Origin of the sequence: Luteimonas yanweni (genome assembly GCF_039548475.1) — a bacterium.
Lineage (GTDB): Bacteria > Pseudomonadota > Gammaproteobacteria > Xanthomonadales > Xanthomonadaceae > Luteimonas.
On sequence record NZ_JBCLVC010000014.1, the window covers coordinates 1 to 25,867 of the forward strand.

Consider the following 25,867-nt stretch of genomic DNA (forward strand, 5'->3'; position numbering starts at 1 on the left):
GGGAGAGGGGGGGGGCGTGCGTTCTCCCCTCCTCCTTTTCCCCCCCCTCCCCCCCCCCAGCGCGGTATCGAGCGCGTTCGCGATCACCAGCGCCGCGCCGGCACCCAGCAGCAGCGAGACACCCGCGGCCGCAAGGCGGACCAGGCGCGAGACGAACGCCACCTGTCCAGCGTGGTAGGTGCCCTGGGGTACGACGCGCACGCCCGAAAGCCGGGGGTCGGTACGTACCGCCGCGGCAAACGCCTGGAAGGCGTCCGCGTCGGTGAGCCGCACCCACAGCACCGAGACCTGGCCCGGCGCGTTGAACGCCGCCTGCAGCGTCGACAGGTCGGCCCAGAGCTCGGACTCCCAGAGTCCGCCGTTGGCCGCAAGCCCGTGGCGCAGCGCCAGTGGGCTGCGGCGCAGCTGCAGCAACTCGCTGCCCTGCAGTTCGCGGTACTCAGGCGTGACCATGCGGCCGACGAGCAGGCCCTGCACGCCGGGTTGGCCCGCAGGCAGCTGCACCAGGCCATCGATCGTGTCCAGTACCGCCCGCGTCGACGGGTCGACGCCACGGATCTGCACCGTGCTGCGGACGCCATCGCGACGGGTGAGCTTGGTGTTGGCGATGAACTGCGAGGCGACCAGTCCGCGCCCGGACGCGTCACGCGAGACCTGCGGCAGGGCGGCGACGATCCCGGCGACATGGGCGGGCAGGTGGCTCTCCACTTCGCTGCGTGCCTGCGACGACAGCACCAGGGCGATGCGGTCGTCGCCGGTACGCGCGGCGATGCCGTCGATGCCGGCGGGCACGGACAGCAGCAGGGTGAGCGTGGCTGCCGAGATCAGGAATCCCGCCAGCATGAGCAGGGCATCGCGGGGCCTTTCGGCGTGGCCGGCAAGGAAGATCCGCAGGATGCTGACGGTGCCGCTGGCCATCGCCGCGTGCTCAGCCGCGGACCAGGTCCACCGGACGCAACCTGCGCACGGTGAATGCAGGCGCCAGCGAGGCCAGCGCGACCAGGGCCAGCAGGCAGGCCACCAGCCAGGGCGTGTCCTGCAGCGGTGCGTCCAGGCGCCCGAGCACATGGCTGGTGTGCGCGCTGATCGCCTCGAGCAGCGACAGGCCCAGCAGCGTCCCGAGCGCGGCACCCGTCGCCGCCACGGCGGAGAGCTCGAACACGATCGCCGCCAGCTGCAGGTTCCGGTCGAAGCCCAGCGCCTGCAGCATCGCCATGCTCGATCGCCGCTGTGCGGCCAGGTGCGCGGCGATGCTCGTGAACACGAGCAGCACGCACAGCCCGAGCGACGCGACCACGGCGCGCAGCAGTGCGCTGACATTGCCGAAGCTGCCGAGCACGCTGTCGCCTCCGTCGGCCACGTGCGCCTGCACCGGCGGGTCGCCGTGCTGCAGCAGCGCTTCGATGTCCGCGGCCAGTTCGGCGAGTGCCAGCGGATCCTGCCCGGACACCTGGATGATCCGCGCCTGGTCGCGTTCGGCGTCGGGCAGCAGGCGGTCGACGTGCGCGTAGTGGGCGATCGCGATCTGTTCGCCGAACCCGCCTTCGTCGCTGTGGAAGATGCCCGCGATGGTGACCGGCACGGCCTGGCCCCGCAGGCCGGCGGGTTCGATCGTCATGCCCCGCGACCAGCCGCAGCGCTCGGCCAGTTCGGCGCCTGCCAGCACCGCATGTGGCGAATCCAGCCAGGCGTCGATGTCCTCCTGGCTGGCGCGGATGCTGCGCAGCCTGCGCTCGGGGTCGTCGCCGCCCCAGCCGTTGAGGGTGGCGATGCCCGCGGGCGGCTTGCACACCACCGCGAGGACGTTCATATGGTTGACGTTCTCGACCGCAGGCATGCGCGATACCTCCGCCGCGTACCGCACCGGCACCAGTCCGCCTTCGCGCGCGCTGGACACGGTGATGCTGGCGTCGGCGAGGGCGGTCCTCGCCACGAACGGCGACGCCAGGGCGCCCAGGATCCAGAAGCCGGCCACGCCGACGACGAGGGTTGCCACCAGGTAGGCATGCCGGCCGAGCGATTCCCGCAGCCGCAGCCAGGCGAGCGCTGCGCAGGCGCGGCAGTGCCGCATGCCGCCAGCGGCGGGCACTACTGCACCAGCGCCACGCGGGTCACGTCCAGGGCATCGGGATGGGCGAGCCGGAGGCGATCGACGGTGTCGGCGTAGGGGCCGCATGACGCGCCGTCGCAATCGGATGCATCCAGCAGGACGATGGCGGCCCAGCGTTCGGTCGAAGCGGGAATGGTGGCGGTGGCGCCGGCTTCGGTGACGATGGCGAGCACGTCGTCCACGGAAAGCGTGCCGGGGCGGGTTCCGGAGGGATCGAGGCTGCCGAAGTCCTGCTGCAGCCGCGCAAGACCCGCGTCGTCGTCGATCTGCGAATGCAGGCGTCCTCCGGGCGCGTACAGCCAGATGGCCGGGAACTGGTATCGCCCGTCAGGGGCATGGCCTGCGGCCAGGCTGGCCTTGTGGAAGGCGACGATGAAGTCCTGGAGGGGCAGCGGCTGCGGGGCGGTGCCGGCATCGGTTGGCGAATCCGGAATATCAGCGGCAGCGGGCGTTGTCGCCGCACCGCCGACGTCGGCATCGGTGCCTGCCGGCCCTGAGCACGCGGCAAGGGCGAGCAGGGCGGTGATTGCCAGCGCGGCGAGGCCCGTCCGTGCGCAATGCCGGCCCGGGTGGATGTATTCGCAAGTCATGTAGGGGATTCCTGGGTGCATGTCGCAAGGCGCGGGAGGGCAGCGCATGCCCTCCCGCGAAACACTTACTGGACGATGATGACGACGCAGACGTCCTTGATGCAGACGACGATCGTCGTCGCGGCCTCGGCCTGCTGGACCGGGAACGCGAACGCGGCCGAAACCGCGAACAGGAGCCCGGCTATGCCGGAGGTGACCTTCTTGATCATGTTGACTGTCCTTGTGCATTGGGAAAAGTCCCTGTCCATGGACTTCCTTGCGTGACCCGATTTTCCCCGGGCCCCGCACGACGGCAGGGCGCATGCCCGCAGCATGGTTCCGGCTGCGGGCCCGCGGATTTCTAGCATGTCGCCAGCGCCGGTCGCAACGCGGGCGGGTCCTGCCTGCCCCGCGATGTGATGGTTGTCATGCACGACGGGTGATGACGGCGACTGCCGCCAGCCGCCGGTGATTCCCAAGCTGTGAGCACACGGAGGAGGACGCATCATGGATCACCGTCGCGACGTGCCACTGGCCCGCCTGCAGGACGCCCGCAAGTGCTACGGCAAGGTCGCCGCGCTGGACGGCGTCGACCTGGAACTGCACGCCGGCCAGGTGCTGGCGCTGCTGGGCGCGAACGGCGCCGGCAAGACCACCGCGATCTCGCTGCTGCTAGGCCTGATGGAGCCCGACGGCGGATCTGCGCGGCTGTTCGGGCGGTCGCCATCCGAACTCGGCGCGCGCCAGGGCATCGGCGTGATGCTGCAGTCCGGTGCGATCGCCGACACGCTCACCGTCGCCGAGCTGCTCGACCTGACCCGAAGCTACTACCCCGATCCGCGCAGCGTGGCCGACTGCGCCGCCATCGCCGGCCTCGACGGGCTGCTCAAGCGCCGCTACGGCAAGCTGTCCGGCGGCCAGCAGCGGCGCGTGCAGTTCGCGCTCGCGGTGTGTGGCCGGCCGCGGGTGCTGTTCCTGGACGAGCCCACCACCGGCCTCGACATCGAAGCCCGTCAGGGCCTGTGGCGCGGCCTGCGCGAGCTGGTGGCCGAGGGCACGTCGGTGCTGCTGACCACGCACTACCTGGAGGAAGCCGAAGCCCTGGCCGACCGCGTGGTCGTGCTGGCCGGCGGGCGCGTCGTCGCCAGCGGCAGCCTTGACGAGGTGCGCGCGCGCGTCGACCAGCGCCGCATCCGCTGTGCCACTACGGTCGACGCGGCCGAGGTGGCGAGCTGGCCACTGGTGCGCGCCGCGCGCTGCGAAGGCGGGCGCCTGGAGGTGGTCGCCGATGCGGCCGAAGGCATCGTGCGCCGCCTGCTCGACGCCGACCCGAACCTGTCCGACCTCGATGTCAGCCGCGCCGGGCTGGCCGAGGCCTTCCTCGAGATCACCCGCGAACCCCCCCTGAAGGAGGCCGCGTGATGAACGCCCTTGCCCACGACACCGCCGCCGTCCGCCGACACCCGCTGCTGCGCAGCTACCTGCTGGAATCGAAATACGAGTTCCTGCGCCTGCTGCGCACGCCGATTTTCGCGCTGCCGACGCTCCTGTTCCCGCTGATGTTCTACCTGCTGTTCGGCGTCGCCATGAATCGCGGCGGCAACGGCGCGCAGTATCTGCTGGCCACCTACGGGGTGTTCGGTGTGATGGGCGCGGCGATGTTCGGCTTCGGCGTCACGGTGGCGATGGAGCGCGAGCAGGGATTCCTCGCGCTCAAGCGTGCGCTGCCGATGCCGCCCGGCGCCTACCTGCTGGCCAAGATGACGATGGCGCTGCTGTTCTCGGCGATCGTTGCGCTGCTGCTGGCGCTGCTCGCGTTCGCACTGGCGGGCGTGCAGCTGCAGCCCGCGCAGTGGGCGCTGCTGTTCGCGGTGCACGTCGCCGGCGCGCTGCCGTTCTGCGCCATCGGCCTGTTCATCGGCACCGTCGCCAACGGCTCCGGCGCGCCTGCGGTGGTCAACCTGGTCTACCTGCCGATGTCCTTCCTGTCCGGCCTGTGGATGCCGCTGGCGATGCTGCCCGACGTGTTCACGCGGCTGGCGCCGGTGTGGCCGCCCTACCACCTCGGCCAGCTTGCGCTGAAGGTCGTGGGCATGGACTCCGGCCAGCCGGTGGCGCTGCACCTGGGCGTGCTGGTGGTGGTCGGCGTCGGCTTCTTCGTCCTCGCCCGCGCGCGGCTGGCACGCGTCGGCTGAACCGCCATCTTTCCGGGAGATACACCATGAAACGTTTGCCCGAGTTCATCGCCACAGGCGCGATCGTCGCGGCCATCGCCGGCGCGGTCCTCATCGCCCAGCCGTCGCAATCCACCGCGTCGCCCACGTCGCCGGCGCCCAGCGGCGCGGCCGCCGCGCTGCCTTCGGGCGGCGATGGCGCGGCCTTCGCCATCTCCGGCGTGCGCGTGTTCGACGGCGAACGCGTGCTGCCGGGCGCGAATGTGATCGTCCGGGACGGCCGCATAGAAGCGGTGGGCGCGGATACTGCGATTCCCGAAGGCATCGACATCGTCGATGGTGCGGGCCGCACCCTGCTGCCCGGCCTCATCGACGCGCACACGCACAGCTGGGGCGATGCGCAGCGCGATGCCCTGCGCTTCGGCGTCACCACCGAGCTGGACATGTTCGGCGACTGGAACAGGATCCCGGCGCTGCGTGCGCAGCGCGAGTCGCTGGGCGAAACCGGCCAGGCCGACCTGTGGACCGCCGGCGCCACCGTCACCACCGAGGGCGGCCACGGGACCCAGTTCGGCATCGCGGTGCCAACGCTTGCCGCCGGCGGCGACGCCGCGGCCTTCGTCGCCGCGCGGGTGGCCGAGGGTTCGGACTACATCAAGCTGATCGACGAGGACTTCAGCACGCACTCGGACACGCAGCGGCTGCCGACAATCACGCCGGCGCAGGTGGCGGATGCGATAGCCGCAGCGCAGACGCACGGGCGCCTGGCGGTGGTCCACGCCGCAAGCCAGGCCGATGCGCTGCATGCGGTGGACTCGGGCGCAGATGGCCTGGTGCACGTCTTCCACGACGTCGCTGCGTCGCCCCGCTTCGTCGTCGCGGCGAAGGACGCAGGCAGCTTCGTCGTGCCCACGCTGTCGGTGATCGCGGGCTTCTCCGGCGACGGCAGCGGCGCCGCGCTCGCATCGGATGCCCGGTTGGCTCCGTGGGCGGGCGTCGATCAGCGTGCGACGCTCGAATCGACCTTCCCCGGGGCGCCGCGTCCGCAGGCGCTGGACAATGCGCTGCGCAGCGTCGCCGCGCTGAACGCCGCCGGCGTCGACATCCTTGCCGGCACCGACGCCGGCAATCCCGGCACTGCGCACGGCATCAGCATGCATGGCGAGCTTGCGCTGCTGGTGCGCGCAGGCCTGTCGTCGGTCGAGGCACTGGCCGCCGCGACCGCGCTGCCGGCGCGGCGCTTCGGACTTGGCGACCGCGGCCGCATCGTCGCGGGCATGCGCGCCGACCTGCTGCTGGTGGAGGGCGATCCGACGACGGACATCCAGGCCACGCGCGCGATCGTCGGCGTCTGGAAGAACGGCTACGCCGTGGATCGTCCGCGCGTCGAGGTGACCGCGACCGCGCCGGTGATCGCCGACGGCGCGCTGGTCGCCGACTTCGAGGACGGCGGCACCGGCGTGCGCTTCGGCCACGGCTGGCAGGTCACCACCGACGCCATGGCAGGCGGCAAATCCGTGGCGACGCAGGCGTGGGTGGCAGCAGGGGCGGGTGGTTCGCGCGGCGCGCTGCGCGTCAGCGGCCAGATCCGCCCCGGCTTCGCCTTCCCCTGGGCGGGGACCATGTTCCATCCGGGCGCGCAGCCGATGCAGCCGGTCGACGCTTCGGCGCGCAGCGAGCTGGTGTTCCAGGCCCGCGGCGACGGTCGCAGCTACCAGGCGATGCTGTTCTCCGGCCCGTCGATGCAGGGCATGCCGGCGATGCAGTCCTTCACTGCCGGGCCGGAGTGGCAGGAGGTGCGGATCCCGCTCTCCGCCTTCGCCGGCGCCGACATGGCCACGCTGCGCGCGGTCGCGATCACCGCAGGCATGCCAGAGGGTGCGTTCGAACTCGACATCGACCGGGTCGAACTTCGCTGACATGGGGCATCATCGCCACATGCGGCAAGCGGTCATTCCACCTCTGGCGTCGAAGGGCTGGCGCGCCTTGCTGGCGCTGGCGCCTGATTCACTGATGGCGGCCACGCTGAGGCAGGGTCGTCCGCTGTGGTCGGAGTGGGTGCACCTGATGTGGACGATGTGGGTGTTCCTCACCCCGCTGTTCTCGCCGGGCGGCTACGACCTGCGCTGGCTGCTGCTGACCCTGTTGTCGTACCCGCTGTTCCTGCTGCTGTACGCGCTGGCCCTGCTGCGGCCCGCGCGCGAGTCGCTGCGCTATGCGCTGGCGATGGCCGTGCTGAGCATGGCCTTGCTGCCCTGGTATCCGTCGGGCATGACCTACTTCGTGTTCGGCTGCGTGATGCTGCGCGGCTGGCGCGCCAGCTCGTTGCGCAGCTACCTGCTGGTGCTGGGCGCGCTCAACGCCGCCTTCGTGGGCCTGGCGCTGGCGCTGGGCTATCCGTGGCAGGCGCTGGTCTGGCTGCCGCTGGTGACGGTGATCGTCGGCCTGATCGTGCACGCCGAACACGTCGGCCAGCGCAAGGACGCCGCGCTGCGGCTGTCGCACGACGAGGTCCGCCGCCTGGCGGCGCTGGCCGAGCGCGAGCGCATCGGCCGCGACCTGCACGACCTGCTCGGGCACACGCTGTCGCTGGTGGCGCTGAAGTCCGACCTCGCCGCGCGCCTGGTCGAACGCGATCCGGCGGCCGCTCGCGCGGAGATCGACGCGGTCAGCCGGGTCGCACGCGAGGCGCTGGCGCAGGTGCGCTCGGCGGTCAGCGGGATCCGCTCGGCCGGCATCGCCGCCGAGCTCGCCTCGGCCAAGCTGCTGCTGGAAAGCGACGGCGTGGCCTTGCGCCACGACTGGGACGAGAGCGGGCTGGCCGGCGGCGCCCTGCCGCCGCGGCTGGAGAACGTGCTTGCGCTCGTGGTGCGTGAAGCGGTGACCAACGTCCAGCGGCATGCGCACGCAAGCAGCGCGGAAGTCGCGCTGCACGCCGACGGCGGGGGCGTGCTGCTGCGGATCAGCGACGACGGCCGCGGCGGTGCGATCGCCCCAGGCAACGGCCTGGGTGGCATGCGCGAGCGCGTGGAGGCCGTGGGCGGGCGGCTGGACGTTGATTCGACCCGTGGCCGCGGCACCGTCGTCGAGGCCTGGCTGCCACTGGCCGCCAATGACGACCAGGACTTCGGGCGCTGGGGCGATTGCATCGGGCCGGGCGGGGATGTGCCGGACACCGGCCCACGCGTGGGCGATCCTGCACCGTGATCCGCATCGTCCTTGCCGAAGACCAGGCGCTGCTGCGCGGCGCATTGGCGGCGCTTTTGGCGATGGAGGACGACATCGAGGTCGCCGGCGTCGCGGGCGACGGCGAAGCCGCCTGGCGCGAACTGCAGCGCCATGCGCCGGACCTGCTGGTGACCGACATCGAGATGCCGGGGCTGACCGGCCTGGAACTAGCGCAGCGGATCCAGCGCCACGGACTTGCGACCCGGGTCGTGATCGTCACCACCTTCGCCCGCGCCGGCTATTTGCGCCGCGCGCTGGATGCCGGCGTGCAGGGGTACCTGCTGAAGGATGCGCCGGCCGAAGAACTGGCAGCGGCGCTGCGTACGGTGCAGGCCGGCGGTCGCGCGATCGATCCGCAGCTGGCGCTCGAGGCCTGGTCCGAAGCCGACCCGCTCAACGAGCGCGAGCGCCAGGTGCTGCGCCTGGCCGGCGAGGGCCAGTCGGCGGGAGGCATCGCCGCGGCCTTGAATCTTTCCCAGGGCACGGTGCGCAACTACCTGTCCGACGCCATCGGCAAGCTCGGCGTCGGCAACCGCATCGAGGCCTATCGCCTGGCGCGGCAGAAGGGCTGGCTGTAAACGCTCCCACAGTGCCTCGCGCAGGGCTTCTGCAGTGGCTTCTGCAGCTGGTGCTGGAGTCGCGCTCTCGGGGTCAGCGGGCTGCGCGCGCTTTCAGCATCGCGTAGGCGGCGCGCAGGCCGAGGGCTTCGCCGCCGGCGGGGCGGCCGGGGCGGTCGCTGTCGTTCCAGGCGTAGGTGTCGAGGTGCGCCCAGGGCATGTCCTTGGGGACGAAGCGCTCCAGGTACAGCGCCGCGGTCACGCTGCCGGCCATCTTCGAGCCGGCGTTGGCCATGTCGGCGACCTTGCTGGTCAGGTAGCGCAGGTACGGCCGCCACAGCGGCATGCGCCACAGCGGATCGCGCACCTGCATGCCGGCGTCGAGCCACGCCTGCGCCAGCGCGTCGTCGTTGCTGAAGAGCGCCGGCAGGTCGGGGCCCAGCGCGATGCGCGCGGCGCCGGTTAGGGTGGCGAAGTCGAGCAGCAGGTCCGGTGACTGCTCGCCGGCGTAGGCCAGCGCGTCGCCCAGGATCACGCGGCCTTCGGCATCGGTGTTGTCGATCTCGACGCTGGTGCCGGTGCGCGTGGCGATGACCTCGCCCGGACGGAAGGCGTCGGGACCGATCGCGTTCTCCACCGCAGGCACCAGCAGCGTGATGCGCAGCGGAAGCTTCCGCGCCATCACAAGCTCGGCCAGCGCGATCGCATGCGCGGCGCCTCCCATGTCCTTCTTCATGTTGCGCATGCCGTCGGCGGGCTTGATGTCGAGCCCGCCGGTGTCGAAGCACACGCCCTTGCCGACGATGGCCACATGCGGGTGCGACTCATCGCCCCAGCGCAGCGCGAGCAGGCGCGGGGCGCGGTGCGAGGCGCGGCCGACGGCGTGGATGGCGGGGAAGTTCTGCTCCAGCAGGGCGTCGCCGGTGATCGCGCTGAAGTCCGCGCCGTGGGCCATGGCGATGTCGCGGGCGATGCCTTCCAGCTGGTCCGGGCCCATGTCCTGCGTCGGCGTGTTGACCAGGTCGCGCACGCGCGCGGTGGCGGCGAGCAGGTCCAGGGCTTCGGCATCGCTTGCGGCCAGCGCCAACCGTGCGCGCACCGGCTTCGGCGTGCGGTAGCGGTCGAAGGCGTAGCTGCCCAGGCCCCAGCCCAGCTGCAGCGCGCGCAGGGTGTCCGCGCCGATGTCTCCGGCAGGTGCCCAGTCACCGGCCGGCAGCGCGCGCGGCGCGTGGGCGTAGGCGCAGGGATCGAGCCTGTCGCCGACCCCGATCACCGCGGCCGCGGGCGTGCCGTCGGCCGCCGGCAGCACCAGGCAGCTGCAGGCGGCGCCGTCGAAGGCGTGCGCGTCCAGCCAGGCGCCAACCACGGCAGGCTGCGTCGCGCGCCAGGCGGCGAGCCCGTCGCGATCGACGATATGCAGCGGCCGCGCGTGCGGGGCGTCGGCGGTGGGGGCGTAGCAGGCGGGAAGGGTCATGCGTGGGTGCTCCGTGTGCGGTCGCCCGGTGCGGGCAGGGCCGCATCGAGCCAGTCGGCCAGTCCGGCCAGGGAATCGAAATGAAGGTCGGGCTCGACCTCGTCGTGGCGCCATTGCAGGCGCCGGCCGTGGTCATCGGCGCGGTTGATCCAGCAGCTGCGCAGCCCGGCGCGCGCGGCGCCGGCGACGTCGGCCTCGGGATGGTCGCCGACGTGCAGCACCTCGGCCGGTGGCACGCCCAGCTGCTCGCAGGCGGCCAGGAAGATGGCGCGATCCGGCTTGGCACTGCCGAAGCTGCAGGCGCTCAGCTGCGCGCTGAAGAGGTGGTCCAAGCCGATGCGCGCCAGGTCGGCGTTGCCGTTGCTGAGCGCCGCGATCGGCAGCCTGGCGCTGATGCGCTCCAGCGCGTGGATCGCGTCCGGATAGCACTCCACCCGGTTGCGCTCGGCGAAAAAGGCGTCGTATGCGGCATCGGCCAGGGCCACGTCGCCGCCGCTCTTGCGCAGCGCCGCCTCAAGCGTCATCCGCCGCAGCGCCGACATGTCGTGGGCGAGCGAAGGGTTCTCCGCACCCACGCGCTCGCGCAGCGTGCGCATGGCCTCTGCCGGGAACATGTCCGCGGTGGCCGGGCTGTGTCGCCACATCCATTCGTCAAGCACGCGTTCGATGCGTACGCCGATGGGTGCGAACGGCCACACGGTGTCGTCAAGGTCGAGGGTGATGGCGCGGACGGGGAAGGCCATGGCGCCATTGTACGGCGTGGCCGATCACGCTCCCGGTGCCGGCGAACTGGACGGCGGTTGGGTTAGTGGCCCGTCTCTGGCGTGCGCAACCTGTCCCTCGTGTAGCTGTAGTCGATCAGAAGCCAGCCACCGCCGGTGGAATTGCTGACCCATTCGTAAGTCCACGTCTGGATCGAAACCCCCGGCGTTGCGTGGGTGAGTTCGATCACTTCGCCCGGTGCCCCGGACCCGGGCAGGGGAACGGGAAGCGGCGGTGGATCGAAGCTGCGCCCTGCCCGGTCGGCATCATGGTGCTGGCGGTGGACCACCCTGAATTCACCGTTCCGGTGAATGCTCCCGAGCTCGACACCATCCACGGAAGCGGTATGGTCCTGGAGCCATTCGCGGATGCTTCGTGCCTCGACGGACGTCGCGCTGTAAGTGGTGTCACGCACTACTTCGATCGTGGCCTTCGGATCTGCTGCGACGGAAGCTGCCAGAGCCGCCAGCATCATGACCGCCGGAGGTTTGACGAAAATGCGCATTCCCCTTCCGCTCCATATTCATGGCGCTCAACTCTTGGCATTTTGCGGGGGGAGGTCAACCGGCGGACGGTGACGCCCTTGTGTGGCGCACCTACCCCAACAGCCGCGCCCAGCCCTCCAGCCCGTCGATGCGCGCCAGCACGCGCTTCACGCAGACCAGCAGCGGCACCGCCAGCAGCAGGCCGACGATGCCCCACAGCCAGCCGAACACCAGCAGCGCCAGGATCAGGACGAGTGGCGACAGCTGCATGCGCTGGCCAAGCACCAGCGGCGTCACCAGCTGGCCTTCCAGCGTGTGCAGGCCGAGGTAGAGCGCCGCCGGCAGCAGCGAGGATCCGAGCTCGTCCCAGGTCACGAAGCCCATCAGCAGCATCGCCACCACGCCGATCGCCGGGCCCACGTAGGGCGCGAAGTTGAGCAGCATGGCGATCGTGCCCCAGAGCAGCGCCTCCTGCAGGTCAACGCCCAGGCCCCAGTGCAGCACGGCCGCAAGCAGCACGCCCACGCCGGCGTTGATCAGGGTGATGGTGAAGACGTAGCGCGACACGTCGCGCTCGATCGACTGCATGATCTCCACCGTGACCCGCTGCCGCTGGCGCGTGGGCAGCAGGGCGATCGCGCGGCGCTGCAGGTCCTCGCCGAAGACCATGAAGAAGAAGGTCAGCAGCACCACCGCCAGCACGCTGCCCGCCATCCGCGGCGCCCGGGCCAGCGCCGCGTAGGGGTCGTCGACCTGGGTGCGCACCACTTCGATCTTGGGCTCCTCACCGCTGGCCTGGCGGGCGATATCTTCGGCGACGCGGTTGGCCTCGCGCACGGGCTCGGCCAGCTCTCCGAGCTCCTTGCCGAGCTGGCGCATCTGTCGCGGGGCTTCCTGCATCCAGTCGATCGCCGGTGCCAGCAGCTGCTGGCCGAGGAGCCCGGCGCCCGCCATGCCCCCGCACAGCACCAGCAGCGCGGCGAGGAAGCGTGGCATGTAGATCCTGCGCAGGGCGCGTATCACCGGGTTGCCGATCAGGGCAAGGAACATGGCCAGCAGCACCGGCAGGATCACCCCCTGGGCGGCCCAGAGCGTGTACCCGACGGCGAGCAGGGCAAGCACCAGAACCGATGTGGGCGCGCGCGGGCGCGGCGCGGGAGGCTGGACCGCAGGCTCGCCGGGGGTAACCGGGGAGGCGTCTGCGGCGGGTCCATCCGCGGCGGCGGGGGCCTCGGCTGAAGCGGGGGTGTCACGCGTCGCCATGGAGTGCGCCTCAGCGTGATTCGGAGAGTTCGGTCGCGGCCTCGGCCGGGCGGGGCGGAGTCTCCCAGGCGGGATCGGGCCTTCTTGCACGTTCCCGGGGAATGGAGGTGGTGGTGTCTCCGGGCGGCGTTGCGGACCGCTGGCTGGAAGGCGCAGCTGGATTCTCCGCAGCGGTGACGCCGCCCTCCGGCGCTGCCTTGGCGCCCCGCGCCGCGGCGCCCGCGTCCTGGGCGGCGTCCTCGGCCGCGCCGGCGGCAAAGGCCGCCTGGATCGAGCTGGCCAGCCCGGCCACGCTGCCGAGCATCTGCAGCCAGCGCGCGGGCTGGGCGCCGGCGATCGCCTGGCCAGGCCGCACCCAACCGGCCAAGAAGCCGCCGGCCAGCCCGGCGACGACGATCCGCGGCGGCGTCCATCCGGATCGCCAGATCCCGCCGAACACGCGGAAATCCGCGGCCGTCTGGCGCTCACGTGCCTCGAGCGCGGCTTCGGCGCGCTCCACCTTCGCCTGCAGGTCTTCAAAACTCATGCCGCGCTCCTCATGGCGGGGTGACCCCCGCGGGCGTGGAATCGCCGGGCACGCCGTCGCCGCCCGGGCGCGCCCGGTCCTCGGCGTCGCGGGCGCACTCCGCCGAGCCCGCGTCGGGCATGAACCCGGACAGCTCGCCGATGCCCAGCCGCGCCAGCTGTCGGCGGGTGGCCTTCATCCGGGTATGTTCGAAATAGGCCATGGCCTTGCGCAGCGCGAGCCACGCGGCCAGGCAGCTGCCGAGCGCGCAGCAGGCCAGCGACAGCCACCACGGCAGCCCGACCTGGTTGCTCAGGGCCACGACGACGGCGGTCATCAGCATCATCCAGGCCGAGGCGCCGAACACCACGGCCAGGCCGGCGAACACCGCGCTGCGGCCGGCGGCGCTGCGCGCCAGGGACACGTCGGCCGTGACCAGGGTGCGCAGGGCACCGGCCGCCTCGCGGGCGGCGCCCATGCCGGCCAGGCCGCTGTCGCGCAGCTCCCGGACCGCATCGGCGATGCCGGGTGGCGGCGCGCCGTCACCCTTGCCCGGCGCGGGGCCGGGCGAGGGCCCCGAAGCGGGTGGTAGCTGCTGCTCCACGCTTACCTGCCGCTGCCGCGGGCCAGCTTGGCGATGATCCAGCCGGCCGCGAACGCGGCGCCGAAGGATGCGATCGGACGCTCGCGGATCAGGTCGGCGGCGCTGTCGATCAGGTCGCGGCCCTTGTCGAGCAGCACGTCGACCTGCTCGCTGCCGGCGCCGGCAACGTCCTCGAGCGCGGACAGGCCGGCAAGCGCGCCGTCGGCGAGGTCGGACTTCAGGTTGGCCCTGCCCAGGCGCACTTCCTCGCCCGCGGCGGCCGCGGCACCGCGCACTGCGTCGGCGGTGTCGGAGGCGGCCTGCTTCAGGTGGCCGCCGGCCTGGGACAGGTTGGCTTTCAGGTTGTCGGTGTGGGTGGGGTTCATCACGATCTCCTTGGGGGGTGGTTCGGGGGGTGGTTCGTTCGGTGGGGGTGCATCACTCCATCAGCAGGTTGCCCTGGCCGCGGCCGCGCTGGATGCCGAGCACAAGCGTGGCCGGTGCATCTGCCAGCGCCGCGCGCAGCGCGGACAGGTCGCCGGCACGGGCGCCGCCCGCGGCGACGACCACGTCTCCGGCCCGCAGCCCGCTGCGCGCGGCGCGGCTGTCGGGCTCGACCGCATCCACCAGCACGCCGGCCACGCCACCGCGGCGCAGCACTTCGGGCAATTCGGCCAAGCTGGCGCCGGACAGGCGCGGGTCGAGCTGCTGCCCGGCGAGGGCGCGCGGCTGCTCGCGCAGCGTCGCCTGCAGCTGCAAGGGCTTGCCATCGCGTCGCAGGCCAAGGGTGATGCGGGCGTTGGCCGGCTGCAGGCCCTGGAAGTTGCGCAGGGTCTCGCCATCGTCGATGCGCTCGCCGTTGGCGGACACGATCACGTCGCCCACGCGCAGTCCCGCGGCCGCGCCCGCGGAGTCCGCGTGGACGCGGGTCACGACCGCGCCGCGGCTGCCGGCGGCGAGCCCGAGACTGGCCGCCAGCCGGTCGTCGAGGTCCTGGGTATCGATGCCTAGCGTGCCGCGGCGCACCTCGCCGGTGGCGGCGAGCTGCTGCATGACGCCGCGCGCAAGATTGGCGGGAATGGCGAAGCCCAGGCCGATGTTGCCGGCCATGCTGCCGCGCGGGTTGAAGCTGGCGGTGTTGATGCCGACCAGTTCGCCGCGCAGGTTGACCAGCGCGCCGCCGGAGTTGCCCGGGTTGATGCTGGCGTCGGTCTGGATGAAGTTCTGGTAGCCCACGCCGGGCACGTTGGCGCGGCCGACCGCGGAGACGATGCCCGAGGTCACCGTCTGGCCGACGCCGAAGGGATTGCCCACCGCAACCACGAAGTCGCCCACCTGCAGCGCGCTGCTGTCGGCCAGCGCGATGGCCTGCAGCGCGACATCGGCGGGGACCGGGATCCTCATCAGGGCCACGTCGGTGTCGGCGTCGGAGCCGATGAACTCCGCGGCCAGCGTGCGGCCGTCGGACAGCGTCACCGAGACCTCGTCGGCGCCCTCGATCACGTGGTGGTTGGTGAGGACGTAGCCGCGGGCCGCATCCACGATCACCCCCGAGCCCAGCGATTCGTTGATCCGCTCCTCGGGGATGCCCGGGAACATCCGCCGGAAGAACGGGTCGTTCGCGAACGGATTGTTGATCCGCACCCGCTGCTTGGTGTGCACGCTGACCACGGCCGGGGTGACCCGGCGCAGCATCGGTGCCAGTGACGGCAGGGCCTGGCCTTCGACGGTGGCCGGCAGCGCGGCGACCATCGGGACCGCGGCGGCCGCGACTGGCGGCGGGGTCGCGGGTTCGGCGCGGGCCGGCGCCTGCAGGCCGTCGCGGATCAGGGTCGCGGCGGCGCCACCGAAGGCGGCGGCGGCGGCGAGGGCGAGGAGCTTGGTGCGGGTGGATGCATGCATCGGTCTGTCGTTATGCGGGTTCGGGGGTCTCTGGCCCGTGAAGTGTCGCGCGCCGGCGCGCGTCGGTCGAGGCTGAACGGATGTGCGGTGCGTCTCAGCTTGGACTGCGAACCGCGACACTGCTGGCCTGCCGCCCAAGGGCTCGCGGATCGATTGACTTGCCTTCCTGCTGCCCGTAGGGTCGATGCCCTGCCGCCACAACATGTTGGGGTCTGGCAGGCAGGTTTGGCCCAGTCCTAGTTGTTGGCGACCCGGCGGTTGCAGGGAACGAGGGGGTGGTTTGCATGCGCGGACTCGAGACCCGCCAACGAAAACAATGACAGCGCAGGGCGCGCGGTGCGCGCCTGCGGATTTCGCCGTCGGCGCGTCCCGCTCATTGGGCCCGCGACCGGCGCCATGGAACGACGACACCCGGCACGCGCGCGGCCGGTCAGGATCAAGGAGACAGGAGCAACATGAGTACGGTTCGCCTGGAGGCTGTGAGGAACACGATGGCTGGCACCGACCAGGACATCCCGATGCAGCCGGCGTCGGTCGATATCTGGGACAAGAAATACCGGCTGAAGACCAAGCAGGGCGATGCCCTGGACGCCGATATCGACGGCACCTGCCAGCGCGTCGCCCGCGCCCTGGCCGAGGCCGAGACCACCGCCGAGAAGCGCAAGCACTGGAACGAGCGCTTCCTGTGGGCGCTGCGACGCGGGGCGATCCCCGCCGGCCGCATCACGTCCAATGCCGGCGCGCTCGAGCACAAGCCCGCCACCAGCACGATCAACTGCACCGTGTCGGGCACCATCGTCGACTCGATGGACGGCATCCTGGAGAAGGTCCACGAGGCCGGCCTGACGCTGAAGGCCGGCTGCGGCATCGGCTACGAGTTCTCGACCCTGCGCCCGCGCGGCGCCTTCGTGGCCGGTGCCGGCGCCTACACCTCGGGCCCGATGTCGTTCATGGATATCTACGACAAGATGTGTTTCACCGTCTCGTCGGCGGGTGGCCGCCGCGGCGCGCAGATGGGCACTTTCGACGTGTCGCACCCCGACGTGCGTGACTTCATCCGCGCCAAGCGCGAGGACGGGCGCCTGCGCCAGTTCAACCTGTCGCTGCTGGTCACCGACGGCTTCATCGACGCGGTGAAGTCGGATGCCGACTGGCCGCTGGTGTTCCCGGTCAGCGCCAAGGAGCAGGGCGACATCGACCTGGACGACGCCGCGCAGGTGGTCTGGCGCGACTGGCCGCAGCACGAAGGCTACATCGTGCGCGACGACGGCCTGGTGGCCTGCAAGGTCTACGGCAAGGTCCGTGCGCGCCACCTGTGGGACATGATCATGGTCTCGACCTACGACTACGCCGAGCCGGGCTTCATCCTGATCGACCGCGTCAACGAGATGAACAACAACTGGTGGTGCGAGACCATCCGCGCCACCAACCCCTGCGGCGAGCAGCCGCTGCCGCCGTATGGCGCCTGCCTGCTGGGCTCGGTCAACCTGACCCGGTTCGTGCGCAAGCCCTTCACCGACCAAGCCGAGTTCGACTGGGAGGAATACAAGGAAGTGGTGCGCGTGTTCACCCGCATGCTCGACAACGTGGTCGAGGTCAACGGCCTTCCCCTGCAGCAGCAGAGGGACGAGATCATGCGCAAGCGCCGCCACGGCATGGGCTTCCTCGGCCTGGGCAGCACGGTGACCATGCTGCGCATGAAGTACGGCTCGAAGGAGAGCTGCGAGTTCACCGAGCGCATCGCCCGCGACATGGCGGTGGCGGGCTGGGAGACCGGCCTGGCACTGGCGCAGGAGAAGGGACCGGCGCCGATCATGGAAGAGCGCTTCACGGTCACGCCCGAGATGCTGCGCAAGCGCCCCGAGATGGCGGATGACGGCTGGAAGGTCGGCCAGGAGGTTCCCGGGAAGGTGCTGCACGCGCGCTACTCGCGCTACATGCAGCGGGTGGCCGGCGTCGCCCCGGAGCTGGTCGAGCAGATCGCCGAGACCGGCGCGCGTTTCACCCACCACAGCTCGATCGCGCCCACCGGAACGATCAGCCTGTCGCTGGCCAACAACGCCTCCAACGGCATCGAGCCCTCGTTCGCGCACCACTACAGCCGCAACGTGATCCGCGAGGGCAAGAAGTCGAAGGAGAAGGTGGACGTGTTCTCGTTCGAGTTGCTGGCCTATCGCCACCTGGTCAACGAAGGCGCGATGCCGTTCAGCGACGACCCCGCCACGCAGCTGCCGGACTACTTCATCTCGGCCGACGACATCAGCCCGAAGGCACACGTCGACGTCCAGGCTGCCGCGCAGAAGTGGGTCGATTCATCGATCTCCAAGACCGCCAACGTCCCGACCGACTTTCCCTACGAGGACTTCAAGGACATCTACCTGTACGCCCACGCGCAGGGCCTGAAGGGCTGCACGACGTTCCGCTTCAACCCCGCCGCCTTCCAGGGCGTGCTGGTCAAGGAGTCCGACCTTGCCGGCACCACCTACCGCTTCGAGCTCGAGGACGGCAGCACGGTGGAAGTGAAGGGCAACGAGGAGATCGAGTACGACGGCGAGACCCACACCGCGGCCAACCTGTTCGACGCCCTCAAGGAGGGCTACTACGGCAAGTTCTGACCAGGGGCCCGCGGCCGGTTCCGACCGCGCTACATTCCGCGCTGCGGGCGCCCCGCCCGCGACCATGACGACGAGGGAGCAACGATGAGCAACGGCAATGGGGTCGCGACAACGCTCGGCACGGCCGCCGAGGTCGTCGCCGACAAGGCGAAGGCGGTGGGTGGTGCGGTATCCAAGCGTGCATCCGGCGCGGTGACCAGGGCGAAGCAGGCCGCGGGCAAGGCCGAGAAAGCCGTCGCCGGCACGGCGGGCAAGGCGAAGGCCGCGGTGGCGAAGACAGCGGGCACGGCCAAGAAGGCCGTGGCCAGGCGCGTCGCCGGGGCCAGGCAGTCGCTGGCCACCACCAGCGCCAACGCGAAGGCCGAGGCCGCCACGCTCAAGCGCAAGCGCGCCATCAAGAAGGCCGCGAAGAAGGCGGTGAAGAAGGCCGCCGCGAAGAAGGCGGTGGCGAAGAAGGCCGGGACCAGAACTTCGGTGGCCAAGAAGACGGTGTCGAAGAAGGCCGTCGTCAGGAAGGCCGCGGTGAAGAAGGTCGCGGCGAAGAAAGTGGCAGTGAAGAAGGTCGCAGTGAAGAAGGTCGCAGTGAAGAAGGCTGCGGTGAAGAAGGCGCCCGCCCGCAAGTCGGCGGCGCGCGGGACCACCGGCAGGTAACCCGCCCGGCCTCCCCCGCGACAGCAGGGGAGGCGGGCATCAACGAACACCAGGGAACAGCGTCATGGCCGTCAAGATCCAGCAGAAAATCACCGGTTACTCCGTCGCCACCGACGACGCGCCCAAGGCAGCGGCCGCGGCGTCGTCCGCGGCCAGCGCCGGGCCGGACGCCGCCGCCCGGCCGTCGGCGGAAGTCATCCAGATGCACGAGCGCATCGAGCGCCCCGAGGTGCTGATCGGCAGCACCTACAAGATCAAGTCGCCGCTGGTCGAGCACGCCATGTACGTGACCATCAACGACATCGTGCTCAACGCCGGCAGCGAGCACGAGCAGCGCCGCCCGTTCGAGATCTTCGTGAACTCGAAGTCGATGGAGCACTTCCAGTGGATCGTCGCGCTCACCCGCATCATGTCGGCGGTGTTCCGCAAGGGCGGCGACGTGACCTTCCTGGTGGAGGAGATGAAGGCGGTGTTCGACCCGCGCGGCGGCTACTTCAAGGCCGGTGGCGTGTACATGCCGTCGCTGGTGGCCGAGCTCGGCGCGATCGTCGAGGACCACCTGAAGTCGATCGGCATGATCCACGACCCCGACATGAGCGCCGAGCAGCGCGCGCTGATCGACGAGAAGCGCCGCCAGTACGAGGCCCGCTCAAAAAAAAACGCTGACGCGGGCGTAGCCGCCGCCGAGGCGGGCCCCGTGGGCGAGCTCCTTGCCGACCAGGGCCGCGACCGCAGCGGCGAAGACGTGGCGGTCACCGGCGACGGCACCAGTTTCCCGCCGTCGGCCACCATGTGCCACAAGTGCAGCACCAAGGCCGTGGTGGTCATGGACGGCTGCGCGACCTGCCTGAACTGCGGCTACTCGAAGTGCGGCTGAGGCCGGTGCCGCGCGGATGAACGCGGTCAAGACGCTTGCGATGGTGGTCGCCGCCGCCGGTGCCTTCGTGCTCTGGGACGCGCTCAAACCCGAGGGTGGGCTGGGCGCGGTGGTCGACCAGGTGGCGTCGCGAGGTGCGTCCGCCGGGCCTGCCGGCCCGCGTGGCTTCGTCGAGATCCCGATGCCCGACGGACTGCCGTCGCGCGGCGTGGTGGTGTTTGCGCCGGCGAACTGTCCCGAAGATGCCGGCCAGCGTGCGGATGCCATCGTCCGGCACCTCGAGTCGCAGGGCATCCCGCACCGCCGCTCCAGCAGCGCCAACTACAGCAATCTGGCGAGCGCCGAGGACGCGCGCCGGGTGACGGCGGTGATGAACGGCCCGATCCCGGTGGTCTACGTCAACGGCCGCGCGCGCGCGAACCCGTCGCCGCAGGACGTGGTGGCCGAGTATCGCGGCGGCGGCTGAGCCGCGCCGAGCTGCTTTGCACGGGCGCGCAATCGGGGCGCCTCAGGCGCACTCCGCGCGCGTGGCAGGCGCCAGCGCCGCGGACACCAGCCGTTCGAGATAGTCGAAATAACCGCGGATGTAGCCGCCGCCGGCGGCGCCGGCATCGAGCAGGAACGGGTTCATCAGCGTGTGCCGCAGCACGACGATGCGGTCGTCGTCGCCGCCGTCGACCAGGGCGCCGGGCGCGAGTCCCAGCGCCTGCAGCACGCGCGCGGTGTCGGCCACGCCCATGGCCTCGGGCCGGAGCGTGGTCATCGAGCCGAAGTACTCGCCGCGCTGGAGCGGCTGCCCCGGATCGGCGCGCAGGGTGTCGTGCAGGCCCCGCATGAAGCGGTTCATGCGCGCGACGTCGTGGTTGCCGCGCGGGTTCATCGCCAGGCACACCAGGTTGCAGTCGGGCGCGAACGGCACCATGGCGGTGGCCAGCGGTGCGATGCGCGCGATGAAGCCGCGGGCCTCGTCCATGAACGCCTCGGTCGCGTGCAGGCCCTGCGCCGGCAGCCGACCGAAGTTTTCATGGTCCAGCGGCAGCACGCGATGGGTGACATAAACCGCCGCGGCGTTGGCGCCGGGCTTGGAGCCTTCGGGGATGTAGCGGCCGAGCTGGCGGTGGCGCTGGAAGAAGTCGGTGGCCGCTGCGCCGTCGAAGACGTAGTCGGCGTCCTCCGCCAGCAGCCCGATCGCGCGCTGGTCGCGGCAGAGGAAGGCGCCTGAGCCGTAGGGCAGGTAGCCGAGTTTGTGCGGGTCGATGGTGACCGAGTCCATGCGCGGGATCGCGGCGAAGGCGGCGTGCACTTCCGGCCGCGGGAAGGTGCTGAACCCGGCGCCCACTTCGGCCTGCGAGCGGAATCCGCCCTCCGCGCTGCGGAACAGCGAGGCCAGGTAGCCACCCCAGGCGGCGTCCAGGTGCAGTGACAGGCCAAGTCCGCGCGCCTGCATGCGCTCGCGTGCGCTGGCCAGACGGTCAAGCGGGTCGATGGTGCCGAACTCGGTGCTGCCGAGCACGCCCACCGCCATCAGCACCGGCTGTCGCCGTCGCAGGCAATCGTCAAGCGCCTCTTCCAGCGCGTCGACGTCCAGGCGCATCGCCCGGCCGGGGATCAGCTCCAGCTGCGCGCGCCCGAGCCCGAGCATCTTCATGCCCTTGCTCCAGGAGTAATGCGCGGTGGCCGGAGCGAACACCCGCGGCGTCGACAGCTGCGGATGCTGCTCGAGGAAGCCGGGCAGGCCCATGGTCTCGATGCGCCGGGCGTCGACCCGTCGCTGCCACGCGGCGCGTTCGCGCGGCGGCAGGGCGTCACGCCAGGCACACCACTGCGCGAACAGCGACGTGGCCAACGCGGGGCCGGTGTTGAACGCGTCCCAGTCGTCGTCCGGCAGGCCGGGCAGTGGCACCGATGCCGCGCGCAGCGCCACCGGGAAGGCCTTCAGCGCCAGCGCCAAGCGCAGGCCCTGCACGTTGGCCAGGGTGCCGCCGGATGTCAGGTGGCCGAAGGCGCAATCGTCGTTCCCGGGGTCGGCCGGCCAGCCGAGCATCGCCGCCAGCTGCAGGCCGGCCTTGAGTTCCAGGTCGATGGTGATCGGCGCGGCGTCGGCGCTGACGTTGTTGGGGTTGTAGGGCAGTGCCAGGACCTGCGCGGCCAGGCCCGGGATCAGCAGGTCGCTGACCATGTGGCCGAGGTAGCGCGGGCTGTGGAAGGGCACGCTGCGCTTGAGCGCCGCCGACAGCAGGTGCAGTTCGCGGCGCAGGCGCGACTCGAAGGCGACGTAGTCGGGAAGGCGGTTGGCCCCGGTCGGGATCGCCGGCAGGTCCTCGGGATGCAGGTTGCGTCGCCAGTAGACGTGGTCGCGCAGGAACTCGACCAGCAGCGACTCGAGCAGCTGGTCGTTCTCGCCGTAGGGTCCGAGGAAGCAGGCATGGAGCCCCGCCTGGTTCGTGGCGGCGACTTCATGGCGCTGGCTCATGGGCGTTGCTCCGCGACGCTGGCAGGAGACCCAGCTTGGCGGCGCGGCGGCGGCGGCGCCTTGAGCGGGGTCAAGCCGGACGCGAGTGCACGCGCGCTGTCCGCGGCGACAGGGTCCGTGCCACAGGGACCACGCCGCCTGCGCTAACGTGCGCCGATGACCACGCCGTTGCCGACCCCAGCCCTGTCGCCCGCCGCACCCGCTGCGCTCGATGCCGCAGCGCTGTCGGAACTGCGGCAGGCCAGGGCGCTGCTTGAAAACCCGGGGCTGGCGGCACAGCTGGCCAACCTGGTGGGCGCACCGCTCGAGTACGTGATGGAAAAGCGCCTGCCGGCGTCGATGACGCGGCTGGTGAACGCGCTGGTGCGCACGGCGTTGCGGCAGTCCCTGCGCATGGCGGTGGCGACGCTCGGCAAGGACGCGGCGTCGTCTGCGCCGCGCAATCGCGATCACACCATCGCGGCGGCGGCCAGCGGCGCCGTGGGCGGTGCGTTCGGCTTCGCCGGGCTCGCGGTCGAGCTGCCATTGACCACCACCCTGATCCTGCGTTCCATCGCCGGGATCGCGCGCGCCGAGGGCGAGCCGCTGGATGATCCAGCGACCATGCTCGCCTGTTTCGAAGTGCTGACCATGGGTGGCCGCGCCAGCGCCGACGATGGCGCGGAGTCGGGCTACTTCGCCGCGCGCGCAGTGCTGGCGCAGCAGGTGGCGGCGGCGGCCGAATACGTGGCGGTGCACGGCCTGGTCGGCAAGGGCGGGCCGCTGATCGTGCAGCTGCTGTCGGCCATCGCGTCGCGGTTCTCGGTCAACCTCGGCCACAAGATCGCGCTGCAGGCGGTGCCCGTGGTCGGCGCGGCGAGCGGTGCCGCGCTCAATACGCTTTTCATGCGCCACTTCCAGGCCATGGCACGCGGCCACTTCACCATCCGCCGCCTGGAGCGGCTGCACGGCGTGGACGCGGTGCGCCGCGCTTATGACACCGTTGGCGCCCCGATGGCCCCGGGCACGCGCGCGTCGAGCCCCGTTCAGGCTAGGATTCAGCACCATCCGAGGGGGGACCACCATGAAGGAACTATTGCGAGCAGGCCTGCTGGCACCGCTGCTGGCACTGGCCGCCGCGCCGGCGCTGGCTGATGCCGGTCGCGGCGTCACCGGCGAAGAAGCCATGGCGACGCTGCAGGGCATGGAGCTGGAGCCTGAGCTGCTGGCCGACGAACACGGCGATCCGATGATCAGGTTCCAGATCAACGATCTCACCGCCTATCTCAATTTCTATGACTGCGACGACGGGCGTTGCGGTTCGCTGCAGCTCCAGGTCGCCCTTGATCTTGAACATGGCACCACGCTGCAGGTCGCCAACGTCTACAACACCCGCTACCGCTATGGGCGGATGTCGCTGGACGACGAGATGGATCCGTTCCTGCGTTACGACTTCGAGGTGTTGCACGGCAAGCACGCCGCGCAGATCCAGAGCCAGGTCGAGATCTTCGGCCAGCTGCTGGTCGACTTCGTGCAGGCAGTCGATTTCTGAGCCCTGGGCGCCGAGCCCGGCGCCGCCCGGGTCGTCCCGATCACGCCTTGCGCAGTGCCGGGAACTGTGCGGTCATGCGCACGCCGTCGGCCAGTCCCCAGCGGATGGCGATGCGACGCAGGCGCGCACTGGTCTCGTCATGCAGGTGCGGCGGTGCCAGCTGCATGACCGCATCGTGGCGCTCCGCCCAGGCGTTGGCGTAGGCGAACAGATCGCGGTGGCGGAGCTGGAGGTCGGCCATTTCGTCCTCGAGCCCGACGATCGCCTGTTCGAGGTCGGTCTCGGTCTCGGTATCGGTACGGTCGGCGGACGGAGTGGCAGTCATCGGGTGTCGGATCAAACCGGGGCACCGTACTATGGCAGCTATGCGTGCAGGTGCAATGAACAAGGCGACTGTCGACGGGCCCGCGGGCCGTCGTATCCCGGGCAAGGCCACGCGCGTGGCCTTGCTGCTGCTGCCGGTGGTGCTTGCCGCGTGCGGTGAAGCCGCGCAGGCTCCCGCGGCCACGATCGCGACTCCGCCGCGGCTCGACTACCCCGGCAAGAGCTCGATCCCGGTGCGCCTGGACATGCGCGGCACCGCGGATGGCGGCCGCGCCGTGGCGATCCAGGGGGCGTGGCGCGGGACGGTCGCGTTCGACGGCGCCGACGATGACGCGCACTGCGGCATCCAGCGCGGTGGCGTGGCGGCCCTGGAGCCGGGCAGCAGCCACGACGTGCATCTGATCTGCTCGCGCGCCGTGCGCCTGCCGGACGAGGGCAGCCGTGGGTTCCGCGTGCTGGAGGACGGCCGCGAGATTGCCACGGGCAGCGTCCTGCCCTGATCAGCCGCCGGCGGGCAGCAGCTTCAGCAGCCGGCCCTGCTCACCATCCTCGAGCAGCCACAGGCCGCCCTCCGGACCCTGTTCTACCTCGCGGATGCGCGCGCCCATGTCGAAACGCTCGGCCTCGCGCGCCTGGCCGCCATCGAATTCCACCCGCACCAGAGACTGCGACGACAGCCCGCCGATGAAGGCGCTGGACGTCCAGTCGGGGAACACGTCGCCGCTGTAGAAGACCAGGCTCGACGGCGAGATCACCGGCGTCCAGCTCACTGCCGGCGCCTTGAAGTCGGGACGGGTGGCGTGGTCCGGGATCGGACGGCCATCGTAGTGGTCGCCGTTGGACACGATCGGGTAGCCGTAGTTGCCACCGCGCTCGACCAGGTTGAGCTCGTCGCCGCCGGCCGGACCCATCTCCACGTCCCATGGTTGGCCGGCGGCATCGAAGGCGAGGCCGAGCACGTTGCGGTGGCCCAGCGACCACACCTCCGCGGCCACGCCGCCCTTGTCCGCGAAGGGATTGCCGGCCGCCGGCCGTCCGTCTTCCTCAAGGCGCAGGATCTTGCCCATGTTCGAGGCCATGTCCTGGGCGGGATCGAACTTCTGCCGCTCGCTCGAGGTCAGCCACAGCTTGCCCTCGCGGTCGAAGGCGATGCGGTGGCCGTAGTGGCCCTCGCCGGAGACCTTCGGTACCTGGCGCCAGATCACCTCAAGGCCTTCAAGCCGCCCGCCGCCGGCGTCGTCGAGGATGAGCTTCGCCCGCGCCAGCGCCGCGCCGCGGGTGTCGCCGCGTCCGGGCTCGGCATAGCTGAGATAGACGATGCCGTTCCCGGCGAACCCGGGATGCGGCAGCACGTCGCCCAGACCGCCCTGGCCACCGTAGGCGACCTCGGGTACGCCGGTGACCTCGTGCGTGGCGCCGCTCTCGACATCGACCAGCTGCAGTCGCCCACGCTTCTCGGTGACCAGCAGGCGTCCGTCGGGCAGGAACGACATCGCCCAGGGTTCGTCGAGGGCGGCGATGACGTCGATGTCGAACGGACGTCCCGCGGTCGCCGCGTCCGCGCCGGCGCCGGCCAGGGCCCGACCCTGGCTTGCCTCGCCATTGCAGGCGGTGACGGCGAGGGCGAGCAACGCGGCGGCGACAAGTGGCTGCATGGTCATGGCATCGGTCTCGGGGCGGGCGGGCCGCCAGTATCGACCAGCCGGCGGCCGCGCGCACGCTGCCATAACCGCTGCCACGCGGCGGGTGGTTAAGGCCGCGTCGAGGCGCCGATCGCGGCCTGT

General features: G+C 71.1%; 26 protein-coding genes and 1 pseudogene. 12 read left to right on the forward strand and 15 right to left on the reverse strand.

Annotation, left to right across the window (positions count from 1 at the left end; all coding sequences use genetic code 11):
- The 4 genes from WCE39_RS10095 to WCE39_RS10110 form a co-directional block, all read right to left on the reverse strand.
- The coding region (locus tag WCE39_RS10095; protein ID WP_343276562.1) for a hypothetical protein at nucleotides 1–918 on the reverse strand (918 nt) is incomplete at its 3' end.
- Nucleotides 919–928: 10 nt separating this feature from the next.
- Nucleotides 929–2,089, reverse strand: coding sequence for an FtsX-like permease family protein (locus tag WCE39_RS10100; protein WP_343276563.1), 1,161 nt, complete (start codon nucleotides 2,087–2,089; stop codon nucleotides 929–931).
- The gene (locus WCE39_RS10105; RefSeq protein ID WP_343276564.1) at nucleotides 2,089–2,700 is read right to left on the reverse strand and encodes a hypothetical protein; all 612 of its coding nucleotides are present in this window, start codon (nucleotides 2,698–2,700) and stop codon (nucleotides 2,089–2,091) included. The genes WCE39_RS10100 and WCE39_RS10105 overlap by 1 nt, the downstream gene beginning before the upstream one ends.
- Nucleotides 2,701–2,765: 65 nt before the next feature.
- Complete coding sequence (locus WCE39_RS10110; RefSeq protein WP_343276565.1) at nucleotides 2,766–2,909, reverse strand: hypothetical protein; 144 nt, start codon at nucleotides 2,907–2,909, stop codon at nucleotides 2,766–2,768.
- A gap of 277 nt (nucleotides 2,910–3,186) precedes the next feature.
- Between WCE39_RS10110 and WCE39_RS10115 the strand changes: the two genes are divergently transcribed.
- From WCE39_RS10115 to WCE39_RS10135, 5 genes are read left to right on the forward strand one after another with little or no spacing between them, the layout of a single operon-like run.
- The gene (locus tag WCE39_RS10115; protein WP_343276566.1) at nucleotides 3,187–4,101 is read left to right on the forward strand and encodes an ABC transporter ATP-binding protein; all 915 of its coding nucleotides are present in this window, start codon (nucleotides 3,187–3,189) and stop codon (nucleotides 4,099–4,101) included.
- Nucleotides 4,101–4,874 carry an ABC transporter permease gene (locus WCE39_RS10120; protein ID WP_343276567.1) on the forward strand — a complete coding sequence of 258 codons (774 nt, stop codon included), beginning with the start codon at nucleotides 4,101–4,103 and terminating at the stop codon, nucleotides 4,872–4,874. Before WCE39_RS10115 ends, WCE39_RS10120 begins: the two co-directional genes overlap by 1 nt.
- A 26-nt stretch (nucleotides 4,875–4,900) precedes the next feature.
- Nucleotides 4,901–6,772, forward strand: coding sequence for a CIA30 family protein (locus WCE39_RS10125; protein ID WP_343276568.1), 1,872 nt, complete (start codon nucleotides 4,901–4,903; stop codon nucleotides 6,770–6,772).
- Nucleotides 6,773–6,791: 19 nt separating this feature from the next.
- Entirely contained in the window at nucleotides 6,792–8,060 is a 1,269-nt protein-coding gene (locus WCE39_RS10130) for a sensor histidine kinase (protein WP_343276569.1), read from the forward strand.
- Nucleotides 8,057–8,659, forward strand: a complete 603-nt coding sequence (locus WCE39_RS10135; protein WP_343276570.1) for a response regulator transcription factor — start codon at nucleotides 8,057–8,059, stop codon at nucleotides 8,657–8,659. The genes WCE39_RS10130 and WCE39_RS10135 overlap by 4 nt, the downstream gene beginning before the upstream one ends.
- A 73-nt stretch (nucleotides 8,660–8,732) precedes the next feature.
- On the opposite strand, the gene WCE39_RS10140 is transcribed toward WCE39_RS10135, so the two are convergent.
- The 8 genes from WCE39_RS10140 to WCE39_RS10175 form a co-directional block, all read right to left on the reverse strand.
- Nucleotides 8,733–10,112: a leucyl aminopeptidase family protein gene (locus WCE39_RS10140; protein WP_343276571.1), complete on the reverse strand. Its 1,380-nt coding sequence runs from the start codon at nucleotides 10,110–10,112 to the stop codon at nucleotides 8,733–8,735.
- A complete protein-coding gene (locus WCE39_RS10145; RefSeq protein ID WP_343276572.1) occupies nucleotides 10,109–10,855 on the reverse strand; it encodes an HAD family hydrolase in 747 nt (248 codons plus the stop codon). Before WCE39_RS10145 ends, WCE39_RS10140 begins: the two co-directional genes overlap by 4 nt.
- Nucleotides 10,856–10,917: 62 nt before the next feature.
- The gene (locus WCE39_RS10150; protein ID WP_343276573.1) at nucleotides 10,918–11,379 is read right to left on the reverse strand and encodes a hypothetical protein; all 462 of its coding nucleotides are present in this window, start codon (nucleotides 11,377–11,379) and stop codon (nucleotides 10,918–10,920) included.
- 91 nt (nucleotides 11,380–11,470) lie between these two features.
- Nucleotides 11,471–12,622: an AI-2E family transporter gene (locus WCE39_RS10155; protein WP_452299579.1), complete on the reverse strand. Its 1,152-nt coding sequence runs from the start codon at nucleotides 12,620–12,622 to the stop codon at nucleotides 11,471–11,473.
- A gap of 10 nt (nucleotides 12,623–12,632) precedes the next feature.
- The gene (locus tag WCE39_RS10160; protein ID WP_343276574.1) at nucleotides 12,633–13,148 is read right to left on the reverse strand and encodes a protein sip-5; all 516 of its coding nucleotides are present in this window, start codon (nucleotides 13,146–13,148) and stop codon (nucleotides 12,633–12,635) included.
- Nucleotides 13,149–13,158: 10 nt separating this feature from the next.
- The gene (locus tag WCE39_RS10165) at nucleotides 13,159–13,731 is read right to left on the reverse strand and encodes a phage holin family protein (RefSeq protein WP_343276575.1); all 573 of its coding nucleotides are present in this window, start codon (nucleotides 13,729–13,731) and stop codon (nucleotides 13,159–13,161) included.
- Nucleotides 13,732–13,733: 2 nt separating this feature from the next.
- A complete protein-coding gene (locus WCE39_RS10170; protein ID WP_343276576.1) occupies nucleotides 13,734–14,096 on the reverse strand; it encodes a hypothetical protein in 363 nt (120 codons plus the stop codon).
- Nucleotides 14,097–14,148: 52 nt separating this feature from the next.
- The gene (locus WCE39_RS10175; protein WP_343276577.1) at nucleotides 14,149–15,612 is read right to left on the reverse strand and encodes a trypsin-like peptidase domain-containing protein; all 1,464 of its coding nucleotides are present in this window, start codon (nucleotides 15,610–15,612) and stop codon (nucleotides 14,149–14,151) included.
- Nucleotides 15,613–16,067: 455 nt separating this feature from the next.
- Here WCE39_RS10175 and WCE39_RS10180 point away from each other — a divergent pair, with 455 nt between their 5' ends.
- The 4 genes from WCE39_RS10180 (at nucleotide 16,068) to WCE39_RS10195 (ending at nucleotide 20,221) form a co-directional block, all read left to right on the forward strand.
- Nucleotides 16,068–18,227 (forward strand): adenosylcobalamin-dependent ribonucleoside-diphosphate reductase, encoded by a 2,160-nt coding sequence (locus WCE39_RS10180; RefSeq protein WP_343276578.1) that lies wholly within the window; start codon nucleotides 16,068–16,070, stop codon nucleotides 18,225–18,227.
- Between the two features lie 84 nt (nucleotides 18,228–18,311).
- Nucleotides 18,312–18,878, forward strand: a complete 567-nt coding sequence (locus tag WCE39_RS10185; protein WP_343276579.1) for a hypothetical protein — start codon at nucleotides 18,312–18,314, stop codon at nucleotides 18,876–18,878.
- A gap of 64 nt (nucleotides 18,879–18,942) precedes the next feature.
- Nucleotides 18,943–19,755 (forward strand): TSCPD domain-containing protein, encoded by an 813-nt coding sequence (locus tag WCE39_RS10190; protein ID WP_343276580.1) that lies wholly within the window; start codon nucleotides 18,943–18,945, stop codon nucleotides 19,753–19,755.
- A gap of 16 nt (nucleotides 19,756–19,771) precedes the next feature.
- The gene (locus tag WCE39_RS10195) at nucleotides 19,772–20,221 is read left to right on the forward strand and encodes a hypothetical protein (protein WP_343255156.1); all 450 of its coding nucleotides are present in this window, start codon (nucleotides 19,772–19,774) and stop codon (nucleotides 20,219–20,221) included.
- A 42-nt stretch (nucleotides 20,222–20,263) separates the two neighbouring features.
- On the opposite strand, the gene WCE39_RS10200 is transcribed toward WCE39_RS10195, so the two are convergent.
- A complete protein-coding gene (locus tag WCE39_RS10200) occupies nucleotides 20,264–22,228 on the reverse strand; it encodes a pyridoxal phosphate-dependent decarboxylase family protein (protein ID WP_343276581.1) in 1,965 nt (654 codons plus the stop codon).
- A gap of 156 nt (nucleotides 22,229–22,384) precedes the next feature.
- Here WCE39_RS10200 and WCE39_RS10205 point away from each other — a divergent pair.
- Together WCE39_RS10205 and WCE39_RS10210 are read left to right on the forward strand one after the other, a co-directional pair.
- A pseudogene (locus tag WCE39_RS10205) lies at nucleotides 22,385–23,218 on the forward strand (EcsC family protein); the annotation flags it as partial.
- Nucleotides 23,219–23,291: 73 nt separating this feature from the next.
- On the forward strand, nucleotides 23,292–23,759 hold the full coding sequence (locus tag WCE39_RS10210) for a YbjN domain-containing protein (RefSeq protein ID WP_343276582.1): 468 nt from the start codon (nucleotides 23,292–23,294) through the stop codon (nucleotides 23,757–23,759).
- A 40-nt stretch (nucleotides 23,760–23,799) separates the two neighbouring features.
- On the opposite strand, the gene WCE39_RS10215 is transcribed toward WCE39_RS10210, so the two are convergent.
- Nucleotides 23,800–24,084 (reverse strand): hypothetical protein, encoded by a 285-nt coding sequence (locus WCE39_RS10215; protein ID WP_343276583.1) that lies wholly within the window; start codon nucleotides 24,082–24,084, stop codon nucleotides 23,800–23,802.
- A 55-nt stretch (nucleotides 24,085–24,139) separates the two neighbouring features.
- Between WCE39_RS10215 and WCE39_RS10220 the strand changes: the two genes are divergently transcribed.
- Nucleotides 24,140–24,583, forward strand: a complete 444-nt coding sequence (locus WCE39_RS10220; protein WP_343276584.1) for a hypothetical protein — start codon at nucleotides 24,140–24,142, stop codon at nucleotides 24,581–24,583.
- Here the strand turns inward: WCE39_RS10220 and WCE39_RS10225 are convergent, their stop codons facing one another.
- The gene (locus WCE39_RS10225; protein ID WP_343276585.1) at nucleotides 24,584–25,744 is read right to left on the reverse strand and encodes a PQQ-dependent sugar dehydrogenase; all 1,161 of its coding nucleotides are present in this window, start codon (nucleotides 25,742–25,744) and stop codon (nucleotides 24,584–24,586) included.
- Nucleotides 25,745–25,867: the final 123 nt, after the last annotated feature.

Coding starts and splice junctions, on each gene's coding strand:
- WCE39_RS10105 (WP_343276564.1), bottom strand. CDS start 2,700: ATGACTTGCGAATACATCCACCCGGGCCGGCATTGCGCACGGACGGGC.
- WCE39_RS10110 (WP_343276565.1), bottom strand. CDS start 2,909: ATGATCAAGAAGGTCACCTCCGGCATAGCCGGGCTCCTGTTCGCGGTT.
- WCE39_RS10115 (WP_343276566.1), top strand. CDS start 3,187: ATGGATCACCGTCGCGACGTGCCACTGGCCCGCCTGCAGGACGCCCGC.
- WCE39_RS10120 (WP_343276567.1), top strand. CDS start 4,101: ATGAACGCCCTTGCCCACGACACCGCCGCCGTCCGCCGACACCCGCTG.
- WCE39_RS10125 (WP_343276568.1), top strand. CDS start 4,901: ATGAAACGTTTGCCCGAGTTCATCGCCACAGGCGCGATCGTCGCGGCC.
- WCE39_RS10130 (WP_343276569.1), top strand. CDS start 6,792: ATGCGGCAAGCGGTCATTCCACCTCTGGCGTCGAAGGGCTGGCGCGCC.
- WCE39_RS10140 (WP_343276571.1), bottom strand. CDS start 10,112: ATGACCCTTCCCGCCTGCTACGCCCCCACCGCCGACGCCCCGCACGCG.
- WCE39_RS10145 (WP_343276572.1), bottom strand. CDS start 10,855: ATGGCCTTCCCCGTCCGCGCCATCACCCTCGACCTTGACGACACCGTG.
- WCE39_RS10150 (WP_343276573.1), bottom strand. CDS start 11,379: ATGCGCATTTTCGTCAAACCTCCGGCGGTCATGATGCTGGCGGCTCTG.
- WCE39_RS10155 (WP_452299579.1), bottom strand. CDS start 12,622: ATGGCGACGCGTGACACCCCCGCTTCAGCCGAGGCCCCCGCCGCCGCG.
- WCE39_RS10160 (WP_343276574.1), bottom strand. CDS start 13,148: ATGAGTTTTGAAGACCTGCAGGCGAAGGTGGAGCGCGCCGAAGCCGCG.
- WCE39_RS10170 (WP_343276576.1), bottom strand. CDS start 14,096: ATGAACCCCACCCACACCGACAACCTGAAAGCCAACCTGTCCCAGGCC.
- WCE39_RS10175 (WP_343276577.1), bottom strand. CDS start 15,612: ATGCATGCATCCACCCGCACCAAGCTCCTCGCCCTCGCCGCCGCCGCC.
- WCE39_RS10180 (WP_343276578.1), top strand. CDS start 16,068: ATGAGTACGGTTCGCCTGGAGGCTGTGAGGAACACGATGGCTGGCACC.
- WCE39_RS10185 (WP_343276579.1), top strand. CDS start 18,312: ATGAGCAACGGCAATGGGGTCGCGACAACGCTCGGCACGGCCGCCGAG.
- WCE39_RS10190 (WP_343276580.1), top strand. CDS start 18,943: ATGGCCGTCAAGATCCAGCAGAAAATCACCGGTTACTCCGTCGCCACC.
- WCE39_RS10195 (WP_343255156.1), top strand. CDS start 19,772: ATGAACGCGGTCAAGACGCTTGCGATGGTGGTCGCCGCCGCCGGTGCC.
- WCE39_RS10200 (WP_343276581.1), bottom strand. CDS start 22,228: ATGAGCCAGCGCCATGAAGTCGCCGCCACGAACCAGGCGGGGCTCCAT.
- WCE39_RS10210 (WP_343276582.1), top strand. CDS start 23,292: ATGAAGGAACTATTGCGAGCAGGCCTGCTGGCACCGCTGCTGGCACTG.
- WCE39_RS10215 (WP_343276583.1), bottom strand. CDS start 24,084: ATGACTGCCACTCCGTCCGCCGACCGTACCGATACCGAGACCGAGACC.
- WCE39_RS10220 (WP_343276584.1), top strand. CDS start 24,140: ATGAACAAGGCGACTGTCGACGGGCCCGCGGGCCGTCGTATCCCGGGC.
- WCE39_RS10225 (WP_343276585.1), bottom strand. CDS start 25,744: ATGACCATGCAGCCACTTGTCGCCGCCGCGTTGCTCGCCCTCGCCGTC.